The 24,427-nt window shown below is 63.1% G+C and carries 23 protein-coding genes and 1 pseudogene; 16 read left to right on the top strand and 8 right to left on the bottom strand.

The features are described 5' to 3' along the window. Positions 1-43 precede the first annotated feature (43 nt). Entirely contained in the window at positions 44-682 is a 639-nt protein-coding gene (locus tag AC0NIE_RS26765) for a TetR/AcrR family transcriptional regulator (protein WP_473488809.1), read from the bottom strand. Between the two features lie 187 nt (positions 683-869). Between AC0NIE_RS26765 and AC0NIE_RS26760 the strand changes: the two genes are divergently transcribed. Further along, entirely contained in the window at positions 870-2,423 is a 1,554-nt protein-coding gene (locus AC0NIE_RS26760) for a trimethylamine methyltransferase family protein (RefSeq protein WP_473488810.1), read from the top strand. Between the two features lie 20 nt (positions 2,424-2,443). On the opposite strand, the gene AC0NIE_RS26755 is transcribed toward AC0NIE_RS26760, so the two are convergent. The 4 genes and pseudogenes from AC0NIE_RS26755 to AC0NIE_RS26740 all read right to left on the bottom strand — a co-directional run bounded on the left by AC0NIE_RS26755 (position 2,444) and on the right by AC0NIE_RS26740 (position 5,272). Then, positions 2,444-2,605, bottom strand: a complete 162-nt coding sequence (locus AC0NIE_RS26755) for a hypothetical protein (RefSeq protein WP_473488811.1) — start codon at positions 2,603-2,605, stop codon at positions 2,444-2,446. A 106-nt stretch (positions 2,606-2,711) separates the two neighbouring features. After that, a complete protein-coding gene (locus AC0NIE_RS26750; RefSeq protein WP_473488812.1) occupies positions 2,712-3,104 on the bottom strand; it encodes a hypothetical protein in 393 nt (130 codons plus the stop codon). An 80-nt stretch (positions 3,105-3,184) separates the two neighbouring features. Further along, a complete protein-coding gene (groL, locus tag AC0NIE_RS26745; RefSeq protein WP_474044456.1) occupies positions 3,185-4,804 on the bottom strand; it encodes a chaperonin GroEL in 1,620 nt (539 codons plus the stop codon). 178 nt (positions 4,805-4,982) lie between these two features. Beyond that, positions 4,983-5,272, bottom strand: a pseudogene (locus AC0NIE_RS26740) (co-chaperone GroES). A 245-nt stretch (positions 5,273-5,517) separates the two neighbouring features. On the opposite strand from AC0NIE_RS26740, the gene AC0NIE_RS26735 reads away from it, so the two are divergent. Continuing rightward, positions 5,518-5,790, top strand: coding sequence for a hypothetical protein (locus AC0NIE_RS26735; RefSeq protein WP_473489709.1), 273 nt, complete (start codon positions 5,518-5,520; stop codon positions 5,788-5,790). Then, positions 5,787-6,053, top strand: a complete 267-nt coding sequence (locus AC0NIE_RS26730) for a DUF1488 family protein (RefSeq protein ID WP_077381973.1) — start codon at positions 5,787-5,789, stop codon at positions 6,051-6,053. The genes AC0NIE_RS26735 and AC0NIE_RS26730 overlap by 4 nt, the downstream gene beginning before the upstream one ends. A gap of 73 nt (positions 6,054-6,126) precedes the next feature. Here AC0NIE_RS26730 and AC0NIE_RS26725 read toward each other — a convergent pair whose 3' ends face one another. Together AC0NIE_RS26725 and AC0NIE_RS26720 are read right to left on the bottom strand one after the other, a co-directional pair. Then, on the bottom strand, positions 6,127-6,318 hold the full coding sequence (locus tag AC0NIE_RS26725; protein ID WP_473489710.1) for a hypothetical protein: 192 nt from the start codon (positions 6,316-6,318) through the stop codon (positions 6,127-6,129). Positions 6,319-6,366: 48 nt separating this feature from the next. Further along, a complete protein-coding gene (locus AC0NIE_RS26720; protein WP_473489711.1) occupies positions 6,367-6,660 on the bottom strand; it encodes a hypothetical protein in 294 nt (97 codons plus the stop codon). Between the two features lie 155 nt (positions 6,661-6,815). On the opposite strand from AC0NIE_RS26720, the gene AC0NIE_RS26715 reads away from it, so the two are divergent. From AC0NIE_RS26715 to AC0NIE_RS26655, 13 genes are all read left to right on the top strand, one after another. Beyond that, a complete protein-coding gene (locus tag AC0NIE_RS26715; RefSeq protein ID WP_473489712.1) occupies positions 6,816-7,226 on the top strand; it encodes a DUF3168 domain-containing protein in 411 nt (136 codons plus the stop codon). 177 nt (positions 7,227-7,403) lie between these two features. Then, positions 7,404-7,703, top strand: a complete 300-nt coding sequence (locus AC0NIE_RS26710) for a hypothetical protein (RefSeq protein ID WP_473489713.1) — start codon at positions 7,404-7,406, stop codon at positions 7,701-7,703. A 120-nt stretch (positions 7,704-7,823) separates the two neighbouring features. Continuing rightward, complete coding sequence (locus AC0NIE_RS26705) at positions 7,824-8,489, top strand: response regulator transcription factor (protein ID WP_473489714.1); 666 nt, start codon at positions 7,824-7,826, stop codon at positions 8,487-8,489. Beyond that, the gene (locus AC0NIE_RS26700) at positions 8,473-9,924 is read left to right on the top strand and encodes an ATP-binding protein (RefSeq protein WP_473489715.1); all 1,452 of its coding nucleotides are present in this window, start codon (positions 8,473-8,475) and stop codon (positions 9,922-9,924) included. Before AC0NIE_RS26705 ends, AC0NIE_RS26700 begins: the two co-directional genes overlap by 17 nt. Positions 9,925-10,081: 157 nt before the next feature. After that, the gene (locus AC0NIE_RS26695) at positions 10,082-10,522 is read left to right on the top strand and encodes a hypothetical protein (RefSeq protein ID WP_473489716.1); all 441 of its coding nucleotides are present in this window, start codon (positions 10,082-10,084) and stop codon (positions 10,520-10,522) included. 220 nt (positions 10,523-10,742) lie between these two features. Beyond that, positions 10,743-11,876: a c-type cytochrome biogenesis protein CcmI gene (gene ccmI / locus AC0NIE_RS26690; RefSeq protein WP_473489717.1), complete on the top strand. Its 1,134-nt coding sequence runs from the start codon at positions 10,743-10,745 to the stop codon at positions 11,874-11,876. A gap of 3 nt (positions 11,877-11,879) precedes the next feature. Beyond that, complete coding sequence (gene ccmE / locus AC0NIE_RS26685; protein WP_473489718.1) at positions 11,880-12,323, top strand: cytochrome c maturation protein CcmE; 444 nt, start codon at positions 11,880-11,882, stop codon at positions 12,321-12,323. 5 nt (positions 12,324-12,328) lie between these two features. Further along, positions 12,329-14,320 (top strand): heme lyase CcmF/NrfE family subunit, encoded by a 1,992-nt coding sequence (locus AC0NIE_RS26680; protein ID WP_473489719.1) that lies wholly within the window; start codon positions 12,329-12,331, stop codon positions 14,318-14,320. Continuing rightward, positions 14,317-14,784, top strand: coding sequence for a cytochrome c-type biogenesis protein (locus AC0NIE_RS26675; protein WP_473489720.1), 468 nt, complete (start codon positions 14,317-14,319; stop codon positions 14,782-14,784). The genes AC0NIE_RS26680 and AC0NIE_RS26675 overlap by 4 nt, the downstream gene beginning before the upstream one ends. Before the next feature lie 130 nt (positions 14,785-14,914). Continuing rightward, positions 14,915-16,444 (top strand): Do family serine endopeptidase, encoded by a 1,530-nt coding sequence (locus AC0NIE_RS26670; RefSeq protein ID WP_473489721.1) that lies wholly within the window; start codon positions 14,915-14,917, stop codon positions 16,442-16,444. Positions 16,445-16,816: 372 nt separating this feature from the next. Beyond that, positions 16,817-17,491 carry a response regulator transcription factor gene (locus AC0NIE_RS26665; RefSeq protein WP_123149880.1) on the top strand — a complete coding sequence of 225 codons (675 nt, stop codon included), beginning with the start codon at positions 16,817-16,819 and terminating at the stop codon, positions 17,489-17,491. 1 nt (position 17,492) lies between these two features. Further along, positions 17,493-18,962 (top strand): sensor histidine kinase, encoded by a 1,470-nt coding sequence (locus AC0NIE_RS26660; protein ID WP_473489722.1) that lies wholly within the window; start codon positions 17,493-17,495, stop codon positions 18,960-18,962. Further along, positions 18,962-21,922, top strand: coding sequence for a bifunctional [glutamine synthetase] adenylyltransferase/[glutamine synthetase]-adenylyl-L-tyrosine phosphorylase (locus tag AC0NIE_RS26655; RefSeq protein WP_473489723.1), 2,961 nt, complete (start codon positions 18,962-18,964; stop codon positions 21,920-21,922). The genes AC0NIE_RS26660 and AC0NIE_RS26655 overlap by 1 nt, the downstream gene beginning before the upstream one ends. Before the next feature lie 91 nt (positions 21,923-22,013). Here the strand turns inward: AC0NIE_RS26655 and AC0NIE_RS26650 are convergent, their stop codons facing one another. Then, positions 22,014-24,341, bottom strand: coding sequence for a PAS domain-containing sensor histidine kinase (locus tag AC0NIE_RS26650; RefSeq protein ID WP_473489724.1), 2,328 nt, complete (start codon positions 24,339-24,341; stop codon positions 22,014-22,016). Positions 24,342-24,427 lie beyond the last annotated feature (86 nt).

The following is a 24,427-nucleotide window of genomic DNA, read 5'->3' as shown; positions in this document are numbered from 1 at the left end:
GGGTAGGGCCTGCAACGTCCACCGCCTCGCATCCGCTTTCAAATTATCGCGCAGCGATAAAGCGCATGAAATGTGCCACGTCGGCGGCGCTTGGCTCCTGGCCGGTGAAACTGCGCAGATAGGCGGCGAGATGACTGACCCTCGCCTCGACCGGTTCCTTGAGGTCGAGCACATAATAACCGATCTGCATGTAATAAAGGACACGGGCGCGGATGGAGGCATCCTCTTCGTCGTAGCCATGCCGGCGATACATGTCGCGGATCGCGCCTAGCCGGTCATTGTCGGCTTGGTCGATGGCCCCGCGCACGTCGTCGGAGCGACGCGCCCATTCCCGGATGGCGAAGTCGAGCCTGGGATTGAACAGGCGCTCGTCCGCCCAGCATTCGAACACGTTCATGACGCCCATGATGATGCTTTCGGCTGGCCGCTGCGCGCGTTCGACGATCGCCCTGGTGTTGGTGTTCCGCCAATGGGCAAGCAACTGGTCGAGCAGATCCTGACGGCTCTCGAAGTACCAGTAAAAGCTTGAGCGCGAAACGCCGAGCTTCTGGCCGAGCGGCAGCACGCGCACGCTTTCGATGCCGTCTGAAATCAATGTCTGGAGTGCAAGATTGATCCAGTCCCAGCGCGTCACCTTGATGTTGCCGGGCGCCGGCTCGTCCTGCGGAGCAATCATGATCATGGCCGCACAATAGGCATGAGGGGGAACTGCATACAACCGTACTAGACACATATGTACAGTGCAAGTATCCTGCCCGCCTCAACGAACTGGGCCGAGCGGCCGGCGCGCATCATAGCGGCTTCTCCCTACGATCCCCAGGGCAAGGCAATACGGCGGCAGGGCAATACGGCAATGAGGAGTATCCGCCATGATCGATGACGCCGCACGTGATCTCAGGCGCGAACGCAGGCGCGGACGAACCGGCGAGGCCGGCAGCGAGACCAGCCGCCGGCCGGACTATCGTTCGCTGAAGAACCCGTTCCTGCCGCAGCCGATCTTTTCGGCCGACCAGGTCGCCGCGATTCACGACACGGCGCTTCGCGTGCTCGAGGAACTCGGCATCAAGGTGCTGCTGCCGGAGGCGCGCACCATTCTTGCTCATGCCGGTGCGCTGATCGACGAAGACAGTCAGATGGTGCGCATCGGCCGCGACATCGTGACAGCTGCGCTGGCTTCGGCGCCGAAATCGATCCGCGTCCACGCTGGTGACCGTGCCCGCGACCTGACGCTCGAGCTTGGCTCGATGACGTTCCTGGCGGGATCCGGGGCGCCGAACGTCACCGATCTAGAGCGCGGCCGGCGGCCGGGAACGCTTGCCGCTTTCAAGGATCTGATCCGCCTGGTGCAGCATTTCGACGTCCTGCATATGCTGGGACCTTGCATCGAGCCGCAGGACATCGACAACCGTTTCCGCCATTATGCCGTCAACCGGGCTCAACTGACGCTCTCCGACAAGTTACCGTTCGTCTTCGCGCGCGGCACGCCGCAGGTCGAGGACGGCTTCGAGATGCTGCGGCTGGCGCGCGGCCTGTCCGAGGCCGAATTCCGTTCGGGCGCTCATTGCTACACCGTCATCAACACCAATTCGCCGCGTCAGCTCGACATTCCGATGGCGCAAGGCATCATCGACTTTGCCAAGGCGGGGCAGGTGTTGATCATCACGCCCTTTTGCCTGGCCGGCGCCATGGCGCCGATCACGGTGGCCGGCGCACTGACGCTGCAGCACGCCGAAGCGCTGGCCGGGCTGACGCTGGCCCAGAATGTGCGACCGGGCGCGCCGGTCGTCTATGGTTCGTTCTCCTCCAATGTCGACATGAAGTCGGGGGCGCCGGCGTTCGGCACGCCGGAGCACGTCAAGGCGACGCTCGGCGCCGGTCAGCTTGCGCGCCTCACCGGCCTTCCCTGGCGGTCCGGCGGCGGCAGCGCCGCCAACATATCGGACGCGCAGGCGGCCCATGAAACGCAGTTCGCTCTGTGGGGCTCGGTGCTTGCGGGTGCAACGGTCTGCATCCATGCCGCGGGCTGGCTCGAAGGCGGCTTGAGCGTTTCGTTCGAGAAGCTGATCACCGATATCGAGGCACTGCAGACGGTCTCCGAACTCTGCGCGGCGACGCCCGGAGACGAGGCCGCGATCGGCTTCGAGGCTATCGCCGAAGTGCAGCCGGGCGGGCATTTCTTTTCGGCCGGGCACACAATGGCGCGCTACCGCACCGCTTTCTACGAGCCGCTGGTCGCCGATTGGTCGAATTTCGGCAACTGGACGCAGGCCGGGTCAAGAACCGCCACGGAGCGCGCCACCGGCATCTGGAAACGGCTGCTGGCCGATTTTCGGCCGCCGGCTTCCGCCGCTGCCACATCAGGTGTTCTCGACGAATTCATAGCGCGGCGCACGGAAGAGGGTGGCGCAGCACCAGTTTCTTGAGGTGGCGCGGCACGCGCGCGTCACATGGGGCGCTCATCGCCGGTCTTTTGCGGGTCGAGGCGTAGCGTGCCGGTATCAGCTTTCCTATGCTTATCGGCAAGTCTGCGAATGCGATCGAAACGGCTTTCCTCGGCCACTTTGGTCTTCGCCACAGCATTTGGCTTCGGGACGAATGCAATCATGGATCGATCTCCTTGCCGGCGGGCCGCGCGCCGGGGAAAATGCCCCGGCGGCTGTCTTTCAGGCTCTCGTGAAGAGCGCATTACTCTCCTCCGAGAGTCGAAGAGTTTAGGCGGCGAGAGCGACCGCACAGCTTTGCGCACCCAGCCTGTCGGGCGAGGTTTTCCCGGGCATGGTCGCCCAGCCGCCCGTCTCGATGAACTGCCGCTTCTTGTAACTGTCGGATATGGCCTTGAACTCGACAAGTTTGGCGGCCGCGTCAGGTGCGGTATTGAAGCGATCGACGCAGACCGCCGAGGCCAGCTCGCCGCGCGCCACGTCGCCGGCGGTTACCGCCAGCGCGCGTGAGGTGCCACCGGTCACCCAGCCGCCCCAGTTGAAACCGATGATCAGCGTGGCGACGACGGTTGCCGCACATGCCCACAAAAGCGTGGATTTGGCCGGCTGGTAATCTTCCCATCGACGCGCGAGAGATGGCTTGCTGCTGCTTTGTGTGGCCACGGAACAGTTCCTTCCTGGTTGATGTTGGATCAGTCGCCCGGCCTTTCCGGCCGGGTGCTGCAGGCTTGTCTAGGCGATGGTCAGTAGCCGCCCATGCCGGCCGCAGGCGCGACATCCTTGGCTGGAATGTCGGTGATCATGGCTTCCGCGGTGATCAGCAATGCTGCGATCGAACCGGCATCCTGCAGCGCGGTCCGCACCACCTTTGCCGGGTCGACGATGCCGACCTTGATCATGTCGACATAGATCTCGTTCTGGGCATCGAAGCCCTGATTGTGATCCTTGCTGTCCGTGAGCCTGCCGACAACGATCGAACCTTCGACGCCGGAGTTCTCGGCGATCTGGCGGATCGGCGCTTCGAGCGCTCTCGACACGATCGAAATGCCCGCCGTCACATCGGCATTGGCTCCGGTCAGCCCGTTCAGTACGGCCTTGGCGCGCAGCAGCGCGACACCGCCGCCGGGAACGATGCCTTCTTCCACTGCCGCGCGCGTGGCGTTCAGCGCATCATCGATGCGGTCCTTCTTTTCCTTGACTTCCGTCTCGGTCGCGCCGCCGACGCGAATGACAGCAACGCCGCCAGCCAGCTTCGCCAGCCGCTCCTGGAGTTTCTCCTTGTCGTAATCCGAGGTCGTTTCCTCGATCTGCAACTTGATCTGCTGGACGCGCGCCTGGATGGTGGCCTTCTCGCCGGCGCCGTCGATGATCGTCGTCGTGTCCTTCTCGATCAGCACGCGCTTGGCGCGGCCTAGCATGTCGATGGTGATGTTTTCGAGTTTGATGCCGAGATCCTCGGAAATCATCTGGCCGGCGGTGAGCACGGCAATGTCTTCCAGCATCGCCTTGCGCCGGTCACCGAAGCCCGGCGCCTTGACGGCCGCAACCTTGAGGCCGCCGCGCAGCTTGTTGACGACCAGCGTCGCCAGCGCTTCGCCTTCGACGTCTTCCGAGATGATCAGCAGCGGCTTACCGCTTTGCACCACAGCTTCGAGGATCGGCAGCAACGCCTGCAAATTGCCGAGCTTCTTCTCATGGATGAGAACGTAAGGGTCCTCCAGCTCCGCGCGCATCTTCTCGGCATTGGTGACGAAATAGGGCGAGAGATAGCCACGGTCGAACTGCATGCCTTCGACGACATCGAGTTCGGTTTCGGCTGTCTTGGCTTCTTCGACGGTGATCACGCCCTCATTGCCGACCTTGTTCATCGCCTTGGCGATCATGGCGCCGACCGACGCGTCGCCATTGGCGGCGATGGTGCCGACCTGGGCGATCTCGTCCGAAGATTTGACTTTCCTGGCCCTGGCTTGAATGTCCTTCACCACAGCAGCCACAGCAAGGTCGATGCCGCGCTTGAGATCCATCGGGTTCATGCCCGCGGCAACGAATTTGGCACCTTCGCGCAGGATGGAAGCGGCCAGCACCGTGGCTGTCGTCGTGCCGTCGCCGGCAAGGTCGTTGGTCTTCGAGGCCACTTCGCGCACCATCTGGGCGCCCATGTTCTCGAACTTGTCGGCAAGCTCGATTTCCTTGGCGACGGCGACACCATCCTTGGTGATGCGCGGCGCGCCATAGGCCTTGTCGATGACGACGTTGCGGCCCTTGGGGCCGAGCGTCACCTTGACGGCGTTGTTGAGGATTTCGACACCGCGCAGCATGCGGTCACGCGCATCGGTGGAGAATTTGATTTCCTTGGCAGACATGATTTTTCATCCCGTTTGTGTGTGGAGTAGGCCCGTTCGCTTTGGAACCAGAAAGACTTCGGCGTTCCGCCTGAAGCATCGGCTCGAAAATCGGAATCGATTTTCGGAAAAGCACGATGCGTAGATTCAAAAACTTGGAGCGTCCTTTGCGCGTCCAAGAGGACGCGCGGCGCTCCAATCAGGCGGCCTTCTTGGCAGCGATGGTCTTCTCGATGATGCCCATGATGTCGGCCTCCTTCATGATCAGAAGGTCCTCGCCATCTATCTTGACCTCGGTTCCCGACCATTTGCCAAACAGGATGAGGTCGCCGGCCTTGACGTCGAGCGCGATCAGCGCGCCGCTTTCGTCACGCGCGCCCGGCCCGACGGCGATCACTTCGCCTTCCTGCGGCTTTTCCTTGGCATTGTCGGGAATGATGATGCCGCCCTTGGATTTGGTGTCGCATCGTGGAGGGGCCGGAATTTCATGGGAACTCTTTCTGGGGCCGGCTTAGGCGGCCGCTCCCTTCTATAGGCCCGTTGGCACTCGATTGATAGGAGTGCCAAAAAATATTCATGCTCTGTCGGAAACTATTGAATAGTATTATTTTGCTGTTTCATTTTCAGAATTTCGACCAATTCAAAATAATCCGGAAGTTGAATTTTTCGTTCCGAGTTCCTATTTTAGATGGGAAATTCACTTTCATAATCTCGGTCAAAAGGAGATTTTATCGATGGCGGAATTTAGCCAGAACATCATGGAAAAAGCTGAAGCGCGCTTCATGGAGAAGCAGAAGAAAACCGCGGAACGCAACCAGGCAACGGCCGAATATGTTTCCGAGGCCAAGGCCAGGACCATTAAGACGGCAAGATTGCGGGCGTTGCGGCTGGCCAAGGAAGAGGCCGACCGCGCCGCGGAGGCCCTCAATCCCGTCGCCCCCAAGAAAAAGCGGGGGTCGCGGGCGGTCAAGAAAGCATACGTTGCATCAACGGAGGTCAAGTCATGAGCCTGACATTTCCCAATCGAAGTCGCAGCTACGACGAGGCGGGCAAACGCATCCGCTTCGTCGGCCATGACGGCATGTTCCAGATTTCCTTCTCTGTCGCGACTGATGCCATCTCGAAGGCACCATCAGAGGCACCAACTGCTGAAGCCACCTATCTGGCGGCGTTCGACACCGCCTCCAGTTCCATCCATGAAATCGCCAGAAATGCCTATGCCCGCACTCGCAAGAGCATATATGTGCTGACCGCGGCCGATTTTCGCTAAATCCCGACCGGCTGCGCGATCGGGGCCAACACGCCAGATTCCAACCTTGGCGCAAATGCCGCCTGAGGCCGGCTCAGGATTTGCCGTCCGCCTTTGCCCGCCGCTTGACGTCTCGGCTGTTCAGCCGATCGACCATCGCGTCCGCATCGCGTGTGTTCATGCCAACCATGACCTGGTGCTTCAGCTCGACGGGCTGGCCGGTGAAGACATCGAAGACGGTCCAGCTGTGCAGATGCTCCATGCGCAGTGCGTAGCGGTTTGCCATCCCGGCATCCTTTTTCGTTTCTGCCCCCGATCGATGGATGTCGATTGGTCAGGCCTGCGTAATGAAGAACACTGCCGCCAGTACAAGGACCGTCCACACAACGACGGACAGCTTCAAGGCCAGGGCCCCGTGTGAAGACAAAAGCTTCCGAATGCGGATCACCATGTTCTTCGACACGGTCGGCGCCGCAGCAATGGCTGCTGGCGGCTTGATCCCAAGCTTTCCAAAGACAGGCAGCAGCGATGGCTCGCGCACGAAAATAACCTCGAATGTCCGGAGAAAACCGAGCACCTTCATAGCACCGTTTTTTAAACGCCTTGCATGCCAAATGAGAGAAGGCACGGTTGGTCACCAACCGTAAAGACATCCCTGACTCGAAAGGCCGCGTCATTGGGGTCCCGTGATCTGGCGCCAGACCGTCAACGCGGCTACGCTGCAAGCGGAAATCGCTGTCGGGGTGAAGGCCTGTTCAGCCGCGACGGGCGAGGGAGAAGACGATGACCGCGCCGGCCGCCGCGCTGCAGAAGGTCTTGTTCGAAGCGTTGAACGGTGATGGTTCCCTGTCAGTGGCATTGGGCGGCGCAAAACTGTTCGATCATGCCCCGGAAAATGTCCCATTCCCCTATGTCACCTACGGCCGGACCAGCGTCTACGACTGGACAACCGGCATGGAGAACGATGCCGAGCAGCTTTTCACGCTGCATTTCTGGTCGAAGTCCGAGGCCAGGAAAGAAATGCTCGATGTTATGGACCTTGTCAGCACCCGCCTCCAGGGTGCGGCGCTCGCGCTCGACAAGCATCATCGCATCAATCTCAGGCTCGAATTCACCGAGGCCCGTTACGACGAGGACCTTTCAGCCTATCACGGGCTGCTGCGCTTTCGCGCCGTGACGGAAGAAAACGCCTGACGCGCTTTCAATCTGGCTGCAACACAGTCTAGACTGGCGCTTGGATGAATTTGCCGGGTTGGGGCGGCCAAAATCATAAGGTTGGTTGTCTCGCGTTTCAGGGGGGTGAGATAGGCATGTGTTGCAGGCGTTCACTGTTCATTTCACGTTCAGCACCGATGCGTTAGGACGCTGATCATGAAAACGCTTCGCTCCCATTTCCGAACCGCGACATTGGCGCTCTGCGCTGCCGGTCTGTTTGCGTCGCAGGCGACGGCGCTGCCGGTCGTCGTGCCCGAGCAGAACCGGCCGATCATCCTGGCTTCCTCCGACTGCTACGCGATCGGTCAGCAGGTTGCCGAGCAGAATGGGGGCACGCTGGCCAAGGCGTCGCAGTCGACGCGCGGTGGCCAGCCGGTCTGCGTCATCGTCGTGCTGGTCCCGGGCAAGGACGGGCAGCGTCCGCGCCGCACCGAGATCGTCGTTCCGCTGAACTAATCCCTCCCGTTTCCCAGGCGCTGGAATCGGCCTATATCTCACGCCCAGCTTCTCAACAGGGCAACTCTTCAACAGGGCAGTTCTTCAACAGGCCAGATCTTCAACAGGTATGATCCCCGCATGCGCGTACTCGTTGTCGAAGATGACAAGGATCTCAACCGGCAGATATCAGACGCGCTGGTCGATGCCGGCTATGTCGTCGACCGGGCTTTCGACGGTGAGGAAGGGCATTTCCTCGGCGATACCGAACCCTATGATGCCGTGGTGCTCGACATTGGCTTGCCGCAGATGGACGGCATCAGCGTGGTCGAGCGCTGGCGGCGCGGCGGCCGCAAGATGCCGGTCCTGATTCTGACGGCGCGCGATCGCTGGAGCGACAAGGTATCCGGCATCGACGCCGGCGCCGACGATTATGTCACCAAGCCGTTCCACATCGAAGAGGTGCTGGCCAGGGTTCGGGCGCTCATCCGGCGCGCGGCCGGCCATGCGTCGTCCGAGCTGACATGCGGGCCGCTGCGGCTCGACACCAAGGCCTCCAAGGCCGATGTCGACGGCGTGCCGCTCAAGTTGACGTCGCACGAACTTCGCCTGCTTGCCTATTTGATGCACCATATGGGCGAGGTCGTGTCCCGGACCGAGTTGGTCGAGCATCTCTACGATCAGGATTTCGACCGCGATTCCAACACAATCGAGGTCTTTGTCGGGCGGCTTCGCAAGAAGATGGGCATCGACATGATAGAAACCGTTCGCGGCATGGGCTATCGAATGCGTGAGCCGGAGGCGTAAGGCGGAACCGCTCAAACAGACTGCAAGAACGCCGCTTTCACTGCGGTTCTGGCCGCGTTCGCTGGCGTTCCGGGTGATCGCCTTTTCCACGGTCTGGGCGATACTCACTCTGATTGTCATCTTCACGCTGATCACGACCCTCTATCGCCAGGCGAGCGAGCGCGGTTTCGACAGCTTGTTGTCGGCGCATCTGTTCAATCTGATCGGCTCGGTCGGCGTGTCCGAAGGCGGTTCGCTGACCGGCGCTCCCGACCTTGGCGATCTTCGGTTCTCGGAGCCCAATTCCGGCTGGTACTGGTCGGTGGAGCCTGCGTCGGAAGGCGTGCGCGGTGAGCTGCACTCCTCCTCGATGACCAAGGCGATCCTGTCGCCAAGCGTCGCCGAGGTTCCTTTCAATGCCAGCTTCCAGCGCAGCTATGCGACAGAAGGCATCGATGGCGAGGAACTGGAAGTGTTCGAGAGCGAATTCGTTCTCGACGCGAAAAATCGCGCAGCGCGCTTCCGTGTCATGGGCAACAAGACCGAGCTCGAGCAGGAGATAGGCGCCTTCCAGCGTCGCCTGCTGACCTATCTTTCCCTGTTCGGCGTCGGCATGATCGCCATCAACGCCATCGCGATCCTGTTGGGCCTGCAGCCATTGCGCCGGGTCAGGAACGCTCTCGCCATGGTGCGCGAAGGAACCGCGCAAAGGCTCGACGGTCGCTTCCCGGCCGAGATCGAGCCGCTCGCCAACGAGACCAACGCGCTGATCGAAAACAACAAGCGTATTGTCGAGCGCTCGCGGACGCAGGTCGGCAACCTCGCCCATTCGCTGAAGACGCCGCTGGCGGTGCTGATCAATGAGGGGCGGGCGCTCGGCGGCGCCAAGGGCCAGCTCATAGCCGAGCAGGCCGCCTCTATGCAGAAGCAGGTTGACCATTATCTGCAGCGCGCCCGCGTTGCGGCACAACGCGACAGCGTCGTCTACCGCACGCCGGTGGCGCCGCTGGTCCAGCGCATGGTGCGCGTGCTGCAAAAACTCAACCCGCAGACCGCTCTCTCGCTTTCGCTGCCGGCAGTCGATATCGTCTTTGCCGGCGAACGCGAGGATTTGGAAGAATTGCTTGGCAATCTGCTCGACAACGCCATGAAATGGGCAAAGAGCGCTGTCGCCGTGTCGGTGGCGCCAATCTCCGGCAAGAAGAGTGGCGTCGGCAAGGAGGGTGCTGTCGATCTGTTCGAGATCAGCATCGAAGATGACGGCCCGGGCATTCCCGAAGACAAGGCGCGCGAGGCGCTGAAGCGCGGACGGCGGCTCGACGAGACAAAGCCGGGGACCGGGCTTGGACTTGCCATTGTCGCCGACCTGGTCAACGAGTATGGAGGCGTTCTGGCTCTGGAACGGTCGAGCATGGGCGGGTTGAAGGCGGTGGTTCGATTGCGGAGCCTTCACTAGACTTATGCTTTTGCTGGGCCAGTCGACATTGATCGACGGTGCGTGATATTGCGGCATGTCGACTGGTCCCGGAGCCGTCGGCCACATCGACACTATGGCCACGCCGACTCCCCCGATGGCGCGGCCCAGCTCTAACTCAAGAAAACCGGTTGCTGGCATGAAGATTCGCGTCGCGCTCGTTTCCGCACTGCTGGCCGTTTCCGGCTGCACGACGCTGGGCAAGAGCTCTGGCCCCACGGTGGCGCCGCAGCCGGCCGCCACGCCGCCAAGTGACGGCAAGATCGCGACGACGATCATTTCCGCCATGGGGGGCGGCCTCGTCAGCGGATCCATCGGTACCGGCTTGAGCGATCCGGAAAAGCGCAAGGCGCTGGAAGCGGAATACAGGGCGCTCGAGTACACGGCGAGCGGCCACAAGGTGACATGGAAGAGCGATCGGTCGGCGCATTACGGCGAAGTCGTGCCCGCCCAGCCCTATCGTGTCGGCTCGCAGGACTGCCGGCAATACACGCATACGGTCTTTACCGGCGCTGCCGGCGCCACCGCGCGCGGAACCGCTTGCCGCAACGCCGATGGCAGCTGGACGCCACTGACGTAACGACCGGCCGGATAATGCATGTCGCGTAAAAGTGTGTAGCGGTTTTGCGATAACGACATGCATGAAAACAACAGCCTGAAGCGCGTCGCATGAGGCCGGTCGAACGCGACGCGCTTTAGGTCCGGTTGACATTAATCAAGGACAAGCGACGCATCTGCCGTCAAAGCGTCGCAGGACGCCTGTGTTGGCAGGGCAGGGCTCTGCCGTTATTGGAAGAAGCATGCTGTTCTGGGTCATAGCTGCCATTCTCACGCTGGGTGCAAGCCTGACGGTTCTGCTGCCGCTGGCCGGCGGCCCGAAGGGTGGCTCGGCTAGCAGCGATCATGACCTTGAAGTCTATCGCGACCAGTTGTCCGAGCTTGACCGGGACGTGGCGCGTGGCCTGATCCAGCCGGCGGAGGCCGAAGAGGCGCGTGCGGAGATCGCCCGCCGCATCCTTCGCCTGGACAATGCCGCCGACAAGGCAGCGGCGCGGCAGCCGTCGATGGCGACCAGATTGGTTGCGACGGCCGCGGTCCTGGCGGTTCCGCTGGTCAGTTGGGGCTTGTACAGCCAGCTCGGCTCGCCCGAGCTGCCGTCGCAGCCGCTCAGCGAGCGACTGGCCAAGAATCCCGCCGACAGTTCGGTGGACGAACTGGTGGCACGCGCCGAGGCCCACCTTGCCGCCAATCCGTCCGACGGCAGGGGTTGGGACGTTCTGGCGCCGGTCTATCTGCGCATGCAGCGGTTTTCCGACGCGGTGACGGCGTACCGCAACGCCATTCGCCTCGACGGCGACAGCGCTGCCCGCCAGGCCGGCCTCGGCGAGGCGATCGCCAGCGCAGCGGGCGGTATTGTCTCGGCCGACGCTCAGGCCGCCTTCGAGGCGGCGCTGAAGCTCGATCCGGCAAATCCGAAGGCCAGCTTTTATCTGGCGATGGGCATGGCGCAGGAAGGCCGCATTGAGGAGGCGACAGCTGGCTGGCAGAAAATGCTCGCGGCCTTGCCGCAGGACTCAGCCTGGCGCGCCGCCGTCGAGCAAGCACTGGCCGAATCCGCCAGACAGAGCGTCGCTTCGGGAGTGCCTGCAAAAGGCCCGGACGCCGGGGATGTCGATGCATCCTCGTCGATGTCGCCGCAGGACAGGGAAGCGATGATCGACACCATGGTCGCGGGACTTGATGAAAGACTGCGGCAAAACCCGCGCGATGCGGAAGGATGGATGCAGCTTATTCGTTCCTATGTCGTGCTGGGCAAGGCCGATCAGGCACGCGATGCGCTCAATCGCGGTATCGCCGTTTTTGGCTCCGATAGTGAGGAAGCGAAGAAATTCACCGCCTTTGCCGTCTCGCTTGGCCTGACGGCGACGGAGTAAAACATGACGCGCAAGCAGAAAAGACTGTCGGTGATCGCCGGAGGGTTGGCATTTCTCGGTGCCGCCACCGGTCTGACCTTCTACGCGCTCGGCCAGAAGGCCTCCTACTTCTACATGCCCGCCGATCTGACCAACGCCAGCCTGCAGCCCGGGCAGCGTATCAGACTCGGCGGCCTCGTCGAAAAAGGTACGATCGAGCGCGGTGAGGGGGCCACCGTCGCCTTTTCGGTGACCGACAACCAGAAGCAGGTCAAGGTCACCTACACCGGCATTCTTCCCGACCTTTTCCGCGAGGAGCAGGGCGTCATCACTGAAGGCACGTTTCGCCCGGACGGCGTCTTCGTCGCCGACAGCGTGCTGGCCAAGCACGACGAGAACTACATGCCCAAGGAGGTGGCCGAGAGCCTCAAGTCCAAGGGCGTGTGGCAGGAGAGCAAGAGTGAGTAACGGCCTTGGTTGAAACCGGACATTTCGCGCTGGTCCTGGCGTTCGCGCTGTCTTTGGTGCAGGCGCTGGTGCCGCTGTTCGGCGCGCGTATCAACAACCAGAAGTTGATGGCCGTCGGCGGTCCGGTCGCAGTGACCGGCTTTGCCTTGACCGCTCTCTCCTTCGCGGCGCTGGCGATAGCCTATGCAACGTCCGACTTTTCGGTGGCCAACGTCTGGGACAACTCGCATTCGCTGCAGCCGCTGATCTACAAGATCACCGGCACTTGGGGCAATCACGAGGGCTCGATGCTGCTCTGGGTGTTGATCCTGACCTTCTTCGGCGCGCTCGTCGCTGCTTTCGGCAGCAATCTTCCCGCGACCCTTCGAGCCAATGTGCTGGCCGTGCAAGGCGCGATCGGCGCCACCTTTTTCCTGTTCATCCTGGCGACGTCCAACCCGTTCGCCAGGCTCAATCCGGCGCCGATCGAGGGCCGCGATCTCAACCCGATCCTGCAGGATCTCGGCCTCGCCATCCATCCGCCGCTGCTCTATCTCGGCTATGTCGGCTTCTCGATCTGCTTTTCCTTCTCGGTCGCCGCCCTCATCGAAGGCCGCATCGACGCGTCCTGGGCGCGCTGGGTGCGGCCATGGACGCTGGTCGCCTGGATGTTCCTGACCGGCGGCATCGCCATGGGTTCCTACTGGGCCTATTACGAGCTTGGCTGGGGCGGTTTCTGGTTCTGGGATCCGGTCGAGAACGCCTCCTTCATGCCTTGGCTGGCCGGCACCGCGCTGCTCCATTCGGCGATCGTCATGGAAAAGCGCTCGGCCTTGAAGATCTGGACGCTGTTGCTGGCGATCCTGACCTTCTCGCTGTCGCTGCTCGGCACCTTCCTGGTGCGCTCCGGCGTGCTCACTTCCGTCCACGCCTTCGCCACAGATCCGACGCGCGGCGTGTTCATTCTCTGTATCTTGACACTGTTCATCGGCGGATCACTGGCGTTGTTCGCCTTTCGCGCCTCGAGGTTGACGGCCGGCGGCCTGTTTCATCCGATCTCGCGCGAGGGGGCGCTGGTCCTCAACAATCTGTTCCTGACCACGGCCACCGCCACCGTGCTGATCGGCACGCTATATCCGCTGGCCGTCGAGGCCGTTTCAGCCGACAAAATTTCGGTCGGCGCGCCGTTCTTTAACATGACGTTCGGCCCGCTGATGGTGCCGCTTCTCGTCGTGGTCCCGTTCGGGCCGCTGCTGGCCTGGAAGCGCGGCGACATTTTCGCTGTCGCCCAGCGGCTGATGGCGGCCTTCGCCGCAGCGCTTCTGGCCGTGCTGGTGACGGCCTTGTTCATCGATGGCGCGTCGGTGTTCGCAGCACTTGGCGTCGGCCTGGCCGTCTGGCTGATCTGCGGCGCGCTCACCGATATTGCCGTCAAGTCCGGCTTTGGCGCTGTGGCGCCCAGCACCATGCTCAGGCGCTTCGCCGGCCTGCCGCGTTCGGTCTTCGGCACCGCGCTCGCCCATCTCGGCCTCGGGCTGACGACGCTGGGCATCGTCGGCACGCTTTGCTTCGGCACCGAGAAGATCTTGTCGATGCGTGCAGGCGAGACCGTGCAACTGTCCGGCCACACGCTGCGTTTCGAAGGGCTCTATCCGGCCCACGGGCCCAACTATAGCGAGGATCGCGGCCGCTTCGCCCTGTTCGGCGCCGATGGACGCACTGCCGCTGCAATCACCTCGTCCAAGCGCTCCTATCCCGTCCGGCAGATGACGACGACCGAGTCCGGTATCAAGACGATCGGGTTCAGCCAGCTCTACCTCTCGCTTGGCGACGTGGCGACCGACGGCTCCGTCGTGGTGCGGCTGTGGTGGAAGCCTCTGGTGACGCTGATCTGGGGCGGCGCCCTTGTCATGATGGCAGGTGCTGCGATGTCGCTCATGGACCGGCGGCTGCGCGTCGGGGCACCGTCGCGCCGCCGCAAGTCGGCAGGCGCCGTGCCTTCCGCGAGCCTGCCATGAGCGCAAGATTTTCGCTGGCCTCGCTGATTCTGCTGCTGACGTTGTTGTTTGCCGGCGCCGCACTTGCGGTGAAGCCCGACGAGGTTCTGGCCGACCCGGCGCTCGAGGCGCGGGCCCGGACGCTTTCGGAGCAGCTGCGCTGCATGGTTTGCCAGAACCAGTCGATCGACGAATCCGATGCCGATCTTGCCCGCGACCTGCGCGTGCTGGTTCGCCAGCGCCTCGTCGCCGGCGACACCGACCGGCAGGTGATCGACTATATCGTTTCCCGCTACGGCGAGTTCGTGCTGTTGAAGCCGCGCTTCAGCCTGCGCAATGCGCTGTTGTGGGGTACGCCGGTGTTTCTGCTGCTTGTCGGTGGGATTTTCATCGTGCTGACTGCCCGGTCGCGCCGTTCGACGGCAACCAATACTTTGACCGCCGAGGAACAGGCAGAGCTGGACACTATTTTGCACCGGGACTGATGGCGGCCGCCGCCCGCAAACATTACAAAAGTTTCATGCACCGGAAATGGCGCCGTAATGTGCGCGCCCCTATTTCTCTTGCCCGAGGATGCCGACCGAAGCGCATCCCTTGAAAGAGGATACGAGACCCATGAATATTGCCCCCAATTCATATCCCCGCACCCGCAAACGCCTGATGGCTGCCGCCGCTTCAGTGGCCATCGCCGGCGCAATCGGCTTCGGCGCGGTTGCCACCGGGACAGCCCCGGTCCTGGCCGAGGCCGTGCGTGTCGAGGCGCCGCAGGTCCCCAGCTTCGCCGATGTGGTCGAGCGCGTTTCGCCGGCGGTCGTCAGTGTCCGTGTCAAAGCCAAGATAGAATCGACCGCCGACGACGGCTCCGACCTGCCGGACGCTTTCGGCAATCTTCCCGATGATCCGCAATTGCGCCGCTTCTTCAGGGAGTTCCGTGGTTTTGGCGATCAGGATGGCCGGGATGGAATGCGGCGTTTCGGACGCCGTGACCGCCAGCCGCGGCCGGTCGCCCAAGGGTCCGGTTTCTTCATCTCCGAGGATGGCTACCTCGTCACCAACAACCATGTCGTCGGAGACGGCTCGTCCTTCACTGTGGTGATGCATGACGGCAAGGAACTCGACGCCAAGCTGGTCGGCACGGATCCGCGCACCGACCTCGCGGTGCTCAAGGTCGAAGGCGACGGCAAGTTCACCTATGTCGACTTCGCCGATGATTCAAAGGTTCGCGTCGGCGACTGGGTCGTGGCCGTCGGCAATCCGTTCGGCCTCGGCGGCACGGTCACCGCCGGTATCGTCTCGGCCCGTGGCCGCGATATCGGCGCCGGTCCCTATGATGACTTCATCCAGATCGATGCCTCGGTGAACCGCGGCAATTCGGGCGGCCCGACCTTCAACCTCAACGGCCAGGTCGTCGGCATCAACACCGCGATCTTCTCGCCGTCCGGCGGCAGCGTCGGCATTGCCTTCGACATTCCCGCCTCGACCGCCAAACAGGTCGTGCAGGATCTGATGAAGGACGGCACCGTCCAGCGCGGCTGGCTTGGCGTCGAGATCCAGCCGGTCACCTCCGAAATCGCCGAATCGCTCGGGCTGAAGTCCGATAAGGGCGCGCTCGTTTCCAGCGCCCAAGACGATGGTCCCGGCAAGAAGGCCGGCATATCAGCTGGTGACGTCATCACTCAGGTGGACGGCAAGGACGTCGCTTCGCCGAAGGAACTCGCTCGTCTGATCGGCGCCTACCAGCCCGGCAAGCCGGTCGACGTCACGCTGTGGCGTGACGGCAAGAGTGAGACCGTCAAGGTTGACCTCGGCACGCTGCCTTTGAGCGACAAGCAGGCTTCGGCCGACCAGCAGCCTTCCGCTCCGCCAAAGGCCGATACGCTGGCCGATCTCGGCCTCACCGTCACCAGGTCCGATGAGGGCAAAGGGCTTGTGGTGACCGATGTCGATCCCGATAGCGATGCCGCCGATCGCGGCATCCAGCCCGGCGACGTCATCACCTCGGTCAATTCGACGGAGGTCAATGGCACCGACGACGTCGCCGAGGCCATGGCCGATGCGGTGAAATCGGGCCGCAAGGCGGTGCTGATGCAGATCACCCGCGACGACAGCAACCGCTTCGTCGCGCTGCCTGTCGCCAAGGGCTGACGTTCCAGACTTTTCCGGTGCGGCGGTTTCAAACACCCCGAGCCGTCGCATGGGGAAAGCACGGGGCTTGAATGCGTTAGTCAGTCATCGTGTTCCGCCCCAGCGGCAGCGGGCTCCCATCGCCCGCTGCCGCTCGAACAGCGCATGACGATATGCTCGAACAACAGAGCATCTCGCCCAGAAGTGTGAAGCGGTTTTGGGATGAGCCTCGGGCTTGATCCGAGGGTGCCGATGGCTCTGGGGCAACGACATTTCAAAACAAAGACTTACTGCGTATCCTTGAATCAAATTTGTTCGCGATACGCCCTGGTGAAGGCCACGATGCATATGCCGGCCACTCAATCTTCCAGCGAAATCGCGTATAACGGTCCCATGAAGATTCTCGTCATAGAAGACGATCGCGAGGCGGCCGATTACCTCCAGAAAGCCTTTACCGAGGCCGGCCACACCGCCCATGTCGCCGGCGACGGCGAAACCGGCTTCGCGCTCGCTGACTCCGGCGACTATGACGTGATGGTCGTCGACCGCATGTTGCCGCGCCGCGACGGCCTGTCGGTCATCGCCGGTCTGAGATCCAGAGGCAATACAACGCCGGTGCTGATCCTGTCGGCGCTCGGCGAAGTCGACGACCGGGTCACCGGCTTGCGCGCCGGCGGCGACGACTATCTGACCAAGCCCTATGCCTTTTCCGAGCTTCTGGCCCGGGTCGAGGTGCTGAACCGCCGCGCCAGCGCCAAGGAAGCCGAAACCGTCTACCGGGTCGGCGATCTCGAACTCGACAGGCTCTCTCATTCGGTGCGGCGCGCGGCGCGCGAGATCACGCTGCAGCCGCGCGAGTTCCGCCTGCTTGAATATCTGATGCGCCATGCAGGCCAGGTGGTGACGCGCACCATGCTGCTGGAAAATGTCTGGGACTACCATTTCGATCCGCAGACCAACGTCATCGACGTTCACGTCTCGCGGCTGCGCGGCAAGATCGAGAAGGGCTTCGACAAGCCGATCCTGCACACGGTTCGTGGCGCCGGCTATATGCTCAAGAGCGGGTAGCATGGCTCTCTCCATGCCGGCCATCATGAAGACGACGGCAGCGCGGCTTTCGGCGCTCTATCTCCTGCTGTTCGCCATCTGTGCGGTGCTGCTCGTCTTCTACATGACCTCGCTGTCGGCACGCATGCTGACCGGCCAGACGCAGGAGACTATCAACGACGAAGTGCTCGGCCTCGCCCGGGCCTACCAGCGCGGCGGCTTGCCGCTGCTGGTCCGCGTGGTCGAGCAGCGCTCCCGCCAGCCCGGCGCCAATCTCTATTTGATCGCCGACACCAACGGCCAGATCCTAACCGGAAACGTGCAGAGCCTGGAGCCCGGCGTTCTCGAGGCCGAGGGCTGGACGACGGCGCCGTTTTCCTACCGACGCTTCGGCGAGGGCGAGCTCGAGCGGCAGCGCAACCCGGTCGCCGACCCGAACGAACCCAGCCAGAGCGAAGTCCAGGTCGAAGGCGAGAAGGGCCACAACGCCATTGCCTTGGTGCTGCGCCTGCCGAACCAGATGATCATGCTCGTCGGCCGCGACCTTGGCGAGCCGGAGCGGTTCCGCGCCGTCATCCGCCGCGCTTTGATGCTGGCGCTCGGCATGATGGCGCTCGGCGGGTTCCTGATCTGGTTCTTCGTCGGCCGCGCGGCGCTGAAGCGCATCGACTCGGTGTCGGAGGCCAGTCGCCGCATCATGGGCGGCGACCTTTCCGGCCGGCTACCGGTCACCGGCGCCGGCGACGAGTTCGATCGGCTTTCCGAAAATCTCAATTCCATGCTGGCCAGGATCGCCACGCTGAATGAAGGGCTAAAGCAGGTCTCCGACAACATCGCCCATGATCTGAAGACACCGCTGACCAGGCTGCGCAACCGTGCCGAAGCGACGCTTTCCGGCAAGCACAGCGCTACCGACTACCGCCAGGCGCTGGAAGCGACGATCGCCGAGTCCGACCAGCTGATAAAGACCTTCAACGCCATCCTGATGATCTCCAGGCTGGAGGCGGGCTATTCCTCAGAAAGCACCAGCCGGGTCGATCTGGCTGCGTCCGTGCGCGATGTCGTCGAGCTCTACGAGCCGGTGGCGGAGGAGGTGGGAGTGACACTCGAGACCTCGGTGCAGGATGCCTTCGCCGTTGAAGGCAATCGCGAGCTGATCGGCCAGGCGCTATCGAACATCGTCGACAACGCGATCAAATATTCGACCGATTCGACATCCAAGCCGATCGTCCGCGTAACGCTCGATCGCGTCGGTAGCGAAATCAGGCTTTCCGTCACAGACAACGGCCAGGGCATTCCCGACGATGCCGATCGCGCCAGGGCGACCGAGCGTTTCGTGCGCCTGGAGAAGAGCCGCTCGCAGCCGGGCTCCGGTCTGGGCCTCAGCCTTGCCAACGCAATCATGACATTCCACAACGGACGGCTTGATCTTCTGCCCGCCGATCCCGGATTGTCCGTCGTCATGAGTTTTCCCGAACGGGAGGATCGCTGATGGCGGTGAGGGCGGCTGCGGAACAGACCAACTGGCTTCTGAATCCGGCGACAAAGCTCATCCCCCTGGATCGGAACCGCGCCAGGCGGGAATTGTCGGAAATCGCTTCCGCTGCGCAGGAAGACGGGCTTGCCCGGCTCGCGAAATTTCTCACCGGCAAGGGCGCCGTCCAGGATTTCCTCGCCGCAGTGTTCGACCTGTCGCCATTTCTCCGCGACACAGTACGCCGCCGCCCGCAGATCGTGGATGCGCTTTTCGATGAGACCGTCGTGGCCCGGCTGGCGTCGATCGGCGCCTCCATCGACAAGGCTGCGCGGGCGGAAGCCATCTCCGAAAACAGCCTGATGATGGAGCTGCGGCAATGGAAAGCGGAAGCGCATGTCCTGATCGCGCTGGCCGACCTTGCAGGCGAGGCTGAAACAGCAGTCACAGTACAGCGGCTGAGCGATCTTGCCGACGCCTGCACCCGCGCTGCCGTCGACTTCCTGCTTCGCGACGCGCACGGACAAGGCAAGCTCAAACTGCCGGACCTCGAGGATCCGGCGCGCCGGTCGGGCTGGATCCTGCTCGGCATGGGCAAGCTGGGCGCCCATGAGCTGAACTTCTCCTCCGACATCGACCTCGTCGTTTTCTTCGACCCGCAGGCGTCTGCCGTCGTCGACCCGCTCGATGCGACGGAGCTGTTTTCGCGCCTGACGCGCCGGCTGGTCCGCATTCTCCAGGATCGCACCGAACACGGCTATGTTTTCCGCACCGACCTCAGGCTTCGTCCCGATCCCGGTTCTACGCCGCTGGCGATCCCGGTCGAGGCGGCACTGCGCTACTACGAGGCGCGCGGCCAGAACTGGGAGCGCGCCGCCATGATCAAGGCGCGTCCGGTGGCCGGCGATCTCGCCGCCGGTGCTGCGTTCCTGAAGGATCTCCAGCCCTACATCTGGCGCAAATACATGGACTATGCGGCGATCGCCGACGTCCATTCGATCAAGCGCCAGATCCACGCCCACAAGGGTCTTGGTGAGATCGCGGTGAAGGGCCACAACGTCAAGCTCGGCCGCGGCGGCATTCGCGAGATCGAATTTTTCGTCCAGACCCAGCAGCTCATCGCCGGCGGCCGCTTCCCCGAGCTGCGCGGCCGCGTGACCGTGCCGATGCTTGGCCAGCTTGCGGCACGCGGCTGGATCACGGCCGATGCGCGCGACGCGCTCGCCCGGCAATACTGGTTCCTGCGCCGCGTCGAGCATGCTCTCCAGATGGTCGCCGATGAGCAGATCCATGTACTGCCGGAGGATGACGAAGAGCTCGAACGCATTGCCCGCATTCTGGGCTTTGCCGATGCGGCGGCCTTTGCCGAGGCGTTCCGCGCCGCACTCCACCAGGTCGAACGCCACTACGCAGCACTCTTCGAAACTGCGCCCGAGCTTTCGGCGGGCATCGGCAATCTGGTCTTTACCGGCGATGTCGATGACCCCGATACGTTGCAGACCCTGCAGAGATTGGGGTTCCAGCGGGCGAGCGACATCTGCCGCGTCATCCGCGGCTGGCACTTCGGCCGCTATCGCGTCACCCAGTCGGCCGAGGCGCGCGAGCGGTTGACCGAACTGACGCCGGCGCTGCTGCAATCCTTCGGTCAGACGCGCCGGGCGGACGAGGCGTTGATACGCTTCGACGAATTCCTTGCCGGCCTGCCCGCCGGCATCCAGCTCTTCTCGCTGCTCCAGTCCAATCCGGCTCTGCTGAAGCTGCTGGCGACGATCATGGGCGCGGCCCCACGGCTGGCCGCTATCATCACGCGCCGGCCGCACGTGTTCGATGGCCTGTTGGATCCGGCCCTTTTGACCGAGCTGCCGGATCGCGCCTATCTGTCCGGCCGTCTCGCCGCCTTCCTCGAGGGCGACAGGGCCTATGAGGACGTGCTCGACCGCTTGCGCATCTTTGCGTCCGAGCAGAAATTCCTGATCGGTGTCAGGCTGCTTGCCGGCTCGATTGACCCGGCCCGCGCCGGCCGTGCCTTTTCCGATCTGGCCGATCTCACCATCGACGCGGCGCTGCGGGCGGTCATCGCCGAGTTCGCGCTGCGTCACGGTCGCATCGCCGGCGGCACCGTTGCGCTGCTCGGCATGGGCAAGCTCGGCAGCCGCGAACTGACGGCCGGCTCAGACGTCGACCTCATCCTGCTTTATGATCACGATGCGGATGCCGAAGAATCCGACGGCGACAAGCCGCTCCCCCCATCCCACTATTACTCCAGGATGACGCAGCGGCTGATATCAGCCGTGTCCGCGCCGACCGCCGAGGGCGTTCTCTACGAGCTCGACCTTCGCTTGCGGCCGTCCGGCAACAAGGGGCCGGTGGCCACCCATGTCGATGCCTTCAAGAAGTATCAGCGCAAGGACGCCTGGACGTGGGAGCATATGGCGCTGTCCAGGGCCCGCGCGATCGGTGGCGATCAGGCGCTGTGCACCGAGGTCGAGGCCGAGGTGGCGGCGGTGCTTGCCCTGCCGCGCGACAGCGCCAAGGTGATGGCCGAGGCGGCCGAGATGCGCGCGATGATCGAGAAGGAGAAGCCGTCGCGCGATCTCTGGGACATCAAGCTGATCCCGGGCGGTCTCATCGACCTCGAATTCATCGCGCAGGTGGCGGTGATCACGGGAAAGCTCGAAGCCGGCCGCCGGGTCACCGGGACAGCGGAAGCCCTGTCGAGGCTGGCGCCGGATTTCGCCGAGGCCCAGGTCAGGCAGGAGCTTTGCGATGCCTATGCGCTTTATCTGGCGCTGACCCAGATGACTCGGCTCTGCCTCACCGGGGTGTTCGAACGCGACGATGTTCCGCCGGGGCTTTTGGATCTGCTTCTGGCGGTCACCGACCTGCCGGATTTCGCTGTGCTGGAAGCGCACCTCAAGGAGACGTCGCAAAAGGTCAGAAAGGATTTCGACCTTTTGCTTCGTGCGAAACGGTCATGACGTCGCAACACCAAACGGCTGCTTTGAATTGCATCGGGGGCGCTGCCCCACGGCGTTTCCGAGAGTTGCAACCGCTTCACGACAACAGAGGTCAGGCGGCGGCCCTGACCGGCTGCGTCGGCTTCTTGATCGGAATGCGCACCGACACGATCGTGCCGGTGCCTTCGGTGGAGCGGATTTTCAAGGCGCCGCCCTGAAGTTCGGCCAACGAGCGTGAGATGGCAAGGCCAAGGCCGGAACCGGCATGGCTCTTGGAAAACTGGTTCTGCACCTGTTCGAACGGCCGCCCGAGCTTGCTCAGCGCCTCCTTCGGGATGCCGCAGCCATTGTCTTCGATCGTCAGGACCAGAGCGCTGGACGTGTTGCGGGCCCTTACCGCGATGCGGCCGCCCTGGCCGGTGAATTTCACCGCGTTCGACAGCAGGTTGATGATGATCTGCTTGATCGCCCGGCGGTCGGCGAACAGCGTCAGCGAATCGGGGATGCGTGTTTCGACGGTGATCGACTTTTCCGCTGCCTGCAGCGAGATGACGCGCACCGTTTCCCGCATCAGCGGGCAGAGGTCGATTTCCTCCTGATCCATCGAGAACTGGCCGGCCTCGATCTTCGACATGTCGAGGATGTCGTTGATGACGCCCAGAAGATATTTGCCGCTGCCGTTGATGTCGGTAGCGTATTCCTCGTAGCGCGGCGAACCCAACGGCCCGAACAGCGCCTGTTCCATCAGCTCCGAGAAGCCGATGATCGCGTTGAGCGGCGTGCGCAATTCATGCGACATGTTGGCCAGGAACTCGGATTTGGCCCGGTTCGCGGCCTCGGCGCGCTCGGTTTCCTTCATGTATTTGTGATTGAGCTCGACCAGTTCGCGCGACCGCTCTTCCTCAGCCCGGCGCGCAAGGCTGAGATCGTGGATCGTCGCCATCAGCCGGCGCTCGCTGTCGACCAGCTTCTCCTGGTGCAGCTTGATCTGGGTGATGTCGGAGCCGACCGAGACGGTGCCGCCGTCCCTGGTCCGCAATTCGTTCACCTGCAGCCAGCGGCCATCGGCAAGCTGCCGCTCGAAGGTTACGCCGCCTTGCTGCCCGTTGGTGTTGGCAAGCCGGCGCTCTGAGGCGAAGGCAAGCATGCGATCTTCCAGAACGGCGCGCGAGGCGCCCGGCATCACGTCGCGGTCCGACAGGCCGTTGTCCTGCTGGTATTTGGAATTGCACATGATCAGGCGCTGGGCGGAATCCCAGAGCACGAAGGATTCGTTGATGTTTTCGATGGCCGTTCGCAGGCGAAGATCCGCGGCCTCGGAGCGTAGCGCCAGGTGCCGCTGCTCGGTGACATCAACGGCGATGCCGATCAGCTGGATCTCCGGCGCTTCCGGGTCGATCACCTGCGCCCTTGCGCGCATCCACACCCATTGTCCATCGGCATGGCGCATCCGGAACACCTGGTCGATGTGATCGATCTCGCGTGCGACGATCCTGTTGGCGAGCTGGAACAGGTCGCCGTCCTCGGGATGGATGATCTCGTCGACCTCGCCGAACGACAGCATTGTGTCGCAGGGCTCATAGCCCAGCATGTCGTACATCGAGCGCGACCAGTACATCTTGCCGCGCACCATGTCCCAGTCCCACAGGCCGCAGCGGCCGCGCACCAGCGCCATATCGATGCGCTGGTGCGCTTCGAGATAAATGCGGTCGGCGGCCTGGGCGCGCGCCGCCTGGCCGAAATAGGCGTAGAGGATGACGATCAGCACGCCGGCTGTCAGCACGAACAGCGTGACGTTGAGCGAAACGGTCTTGCGCCACGTGTCGAAGACCGCTTCCTGCGGTACGAGCGCTGCGGCAGCACCGTTCCTGGCATTTGTCAGGCTCACCGCGGCATACCAGTCCTGGCCGCCGATGCTTACCTCCATCACCCCGGCGCGGTCGCCGAACATGAACAGCGGCTGACCGCCCTGGGCGATGACGTCGAGCGACCGCCCTTCCCAGCCCGTCGATTGCGGTGTCACGGCGACGATCTTGAACGCGCTATCGGTGACCGCAAGCACGTGGCTTCGGCCCATGGCGCCCTGACGGCTGATGCCCTCCAACAGGTCCTGCGTCGCGCCAGGCGTTGAGGCCATCTTCGCATCGGTGCTCATCGAACTGGCGAGCTGGCCCGCCGCGAGCGAAAGGATCGCCTTGGCGTCGCGTTCCACGTCGTCACGTTCGTTCATCAGCGACAGGAACCGCAGCGCCGCGATGACGACCAGGAAAATGATGATGAGGGCCGGTATCGATCGACGCAACAATGGCTCGGCTGCCAGAAGCCGTCGGTAGGCGGGTTCGGCGATGAGCCGCGCGTTGCCGGCGAGACCATCGCTTCTCGTCTCACGCTGCTCAAAACCCGTCCCTCCGGGCGCGCCCCACGCGTCCGCCTTCGCCATAAATGGCTCTCCCCGATTTTAAATCTGCTTGACGATCCGGCGACGCCGCACTTCCGAATCTTCAGCTAAAGAATCAAAGGTGATTC

This window comes from Mesorhizobium sp. WSM4842 (assembly GCF_055901575.1).
Note: the sequence above shows the minus strand (reverse complement) of the source record. Positions and strands in the feature narration are given on the sequence as shown.

Bases quoted from the DNA above. Each gene is read 5' to 3' on its own strand.
- AC0NIE_RS26755 (WP_473488811.1), bottom strand. From the start codon at position 2,605: ATGATTGCATTCGTCCCGAAGCCAAATGCTGTGGCGAAGACCAAAGTG.
- AC0NIE_RS26730 (WP_077381973.1), top strand. From the start codon at position 5,787: ATGAGCCTGACATTTCCCAATCGAAGTCGCAGCTACGACGAGGCGGGC.
- AC0NIE_RS26710 (WP_473489713.1), top strand. From the start codon at position 7,404: ATGAAAACGCTTCGCTCCCATTTCCGAACCGCGACATTGGCGCTCTGC.
- AC0NIE_RS26725 (WP_473489710.1), bottom strand. From the start codon at position 6,318: ATGGCAAACCGCTACGCACTGCGCATGGAGCATCTGCACAGCTGGACC.
- AC0NIE_RS26660 (WP_473489722.1), top strand. From the start codon at position 17,493: ATGGCTCTCTCCATGCCGGCCATCATGAAGACGACGGCAGCGCGGCTT.
- AC0NIE_RS26675 (WP_473489720.1), top strand. From the start codon at position 14,317: ATGAGCGCAAGATTTTCGCTGGCCTCGCTGATTCTGCTGCTGACGTTG.
- ccmI (WP_473489717.1), top strand. From the start codon at position 10,743: ATGCTGTTCTGGGTCATAGCTGCCATTCTCACGCTGGGTGCAAGCCTG.
- AC0NIE_RS26760 (WP_473488810.1), top strand. From the start codon at position 870: ATGATCGATGACGCCGCACGTGATCTCAGGCGCGAACGCAGGCGCGGA.
- AC0NIE_RS26665 (WP_123149880.1), top strand. From the start codon at position 16,817: ATGAAGATTCTCGTCATAGAAGACGATCGCGAGGCGGCCGATTACCTC.
- groL (WP_474044456.1), bottom strand. From the start codon at position 4,804: ATGTCTGCCAAGGAAATCAAATTCTCCACCGATGCGCGTGACCGCATG.
- AC0NIE_RS26695 (WP_473489716.1), top strand. From the start codon at position 10,082: ATGAAGATTCGCGTCGCGCTCGTTTCCGCACTGCTGGCCGTTTCCGGC.
- ccmE (WP_473489718.1), top strand. From the start codon at position 11,880: ATGACGCGCAAGCAGAAAAGACTGTCGGTGATCGCCGGAGGGTTGGCA.
- AC0NIE_RS26735 (WP_473489709.1), top strand. From the start codon at position 5,518: ATGGCGGAATTTAGCCAGAACATCATGGAAAAAGCTGAAGCGCGCTTC.
- AC0NIE_RS26670 (WP_473489721.1), top strand. From the start codon at position 14,915: ATGAATATTGCCCCCAATTCATATCCCCGCACCCGCAAACGCCTGATG.
- AC0NIE_RS26705 (WP_473489714.1), top strand. From the start codon at position 7,824: ATGCGCGTACTCGTTGTCGAAGATGACAAGGATCTCAACCGGCAGATA.
- AC0NIE_RS26765 (WP_473488809.1), bottom strand. From the start codon at position 682: ATGATCATGATTGCTCCGCAGGACGAGCCGGCGCCCGGCAACATCAAG.
- AC0NIE_RS26650 (WP_473489724.1), bottom strand. From the start codon at position 24,341: ATGGCGAAGGCGGACGCGTGGGGCGCGCCCGGAGGGACGGGTTTTGAG.
- AC0NIE_RS26655 (WP_473489723.1), top strand. From the start codon at position 18,962: ATGGCGGTGAGGGCGGCTGCGGAACAGACCAACTGGCTTCTGAATCCG.
- AC0NIE_RS26715 (WP_473489712.1), top strand. From the start codon at position 6,816: ATGACCGCGCCGGCCGCCGCGCTGCAGAAGGTCTTGTTCGAAGCGTTG.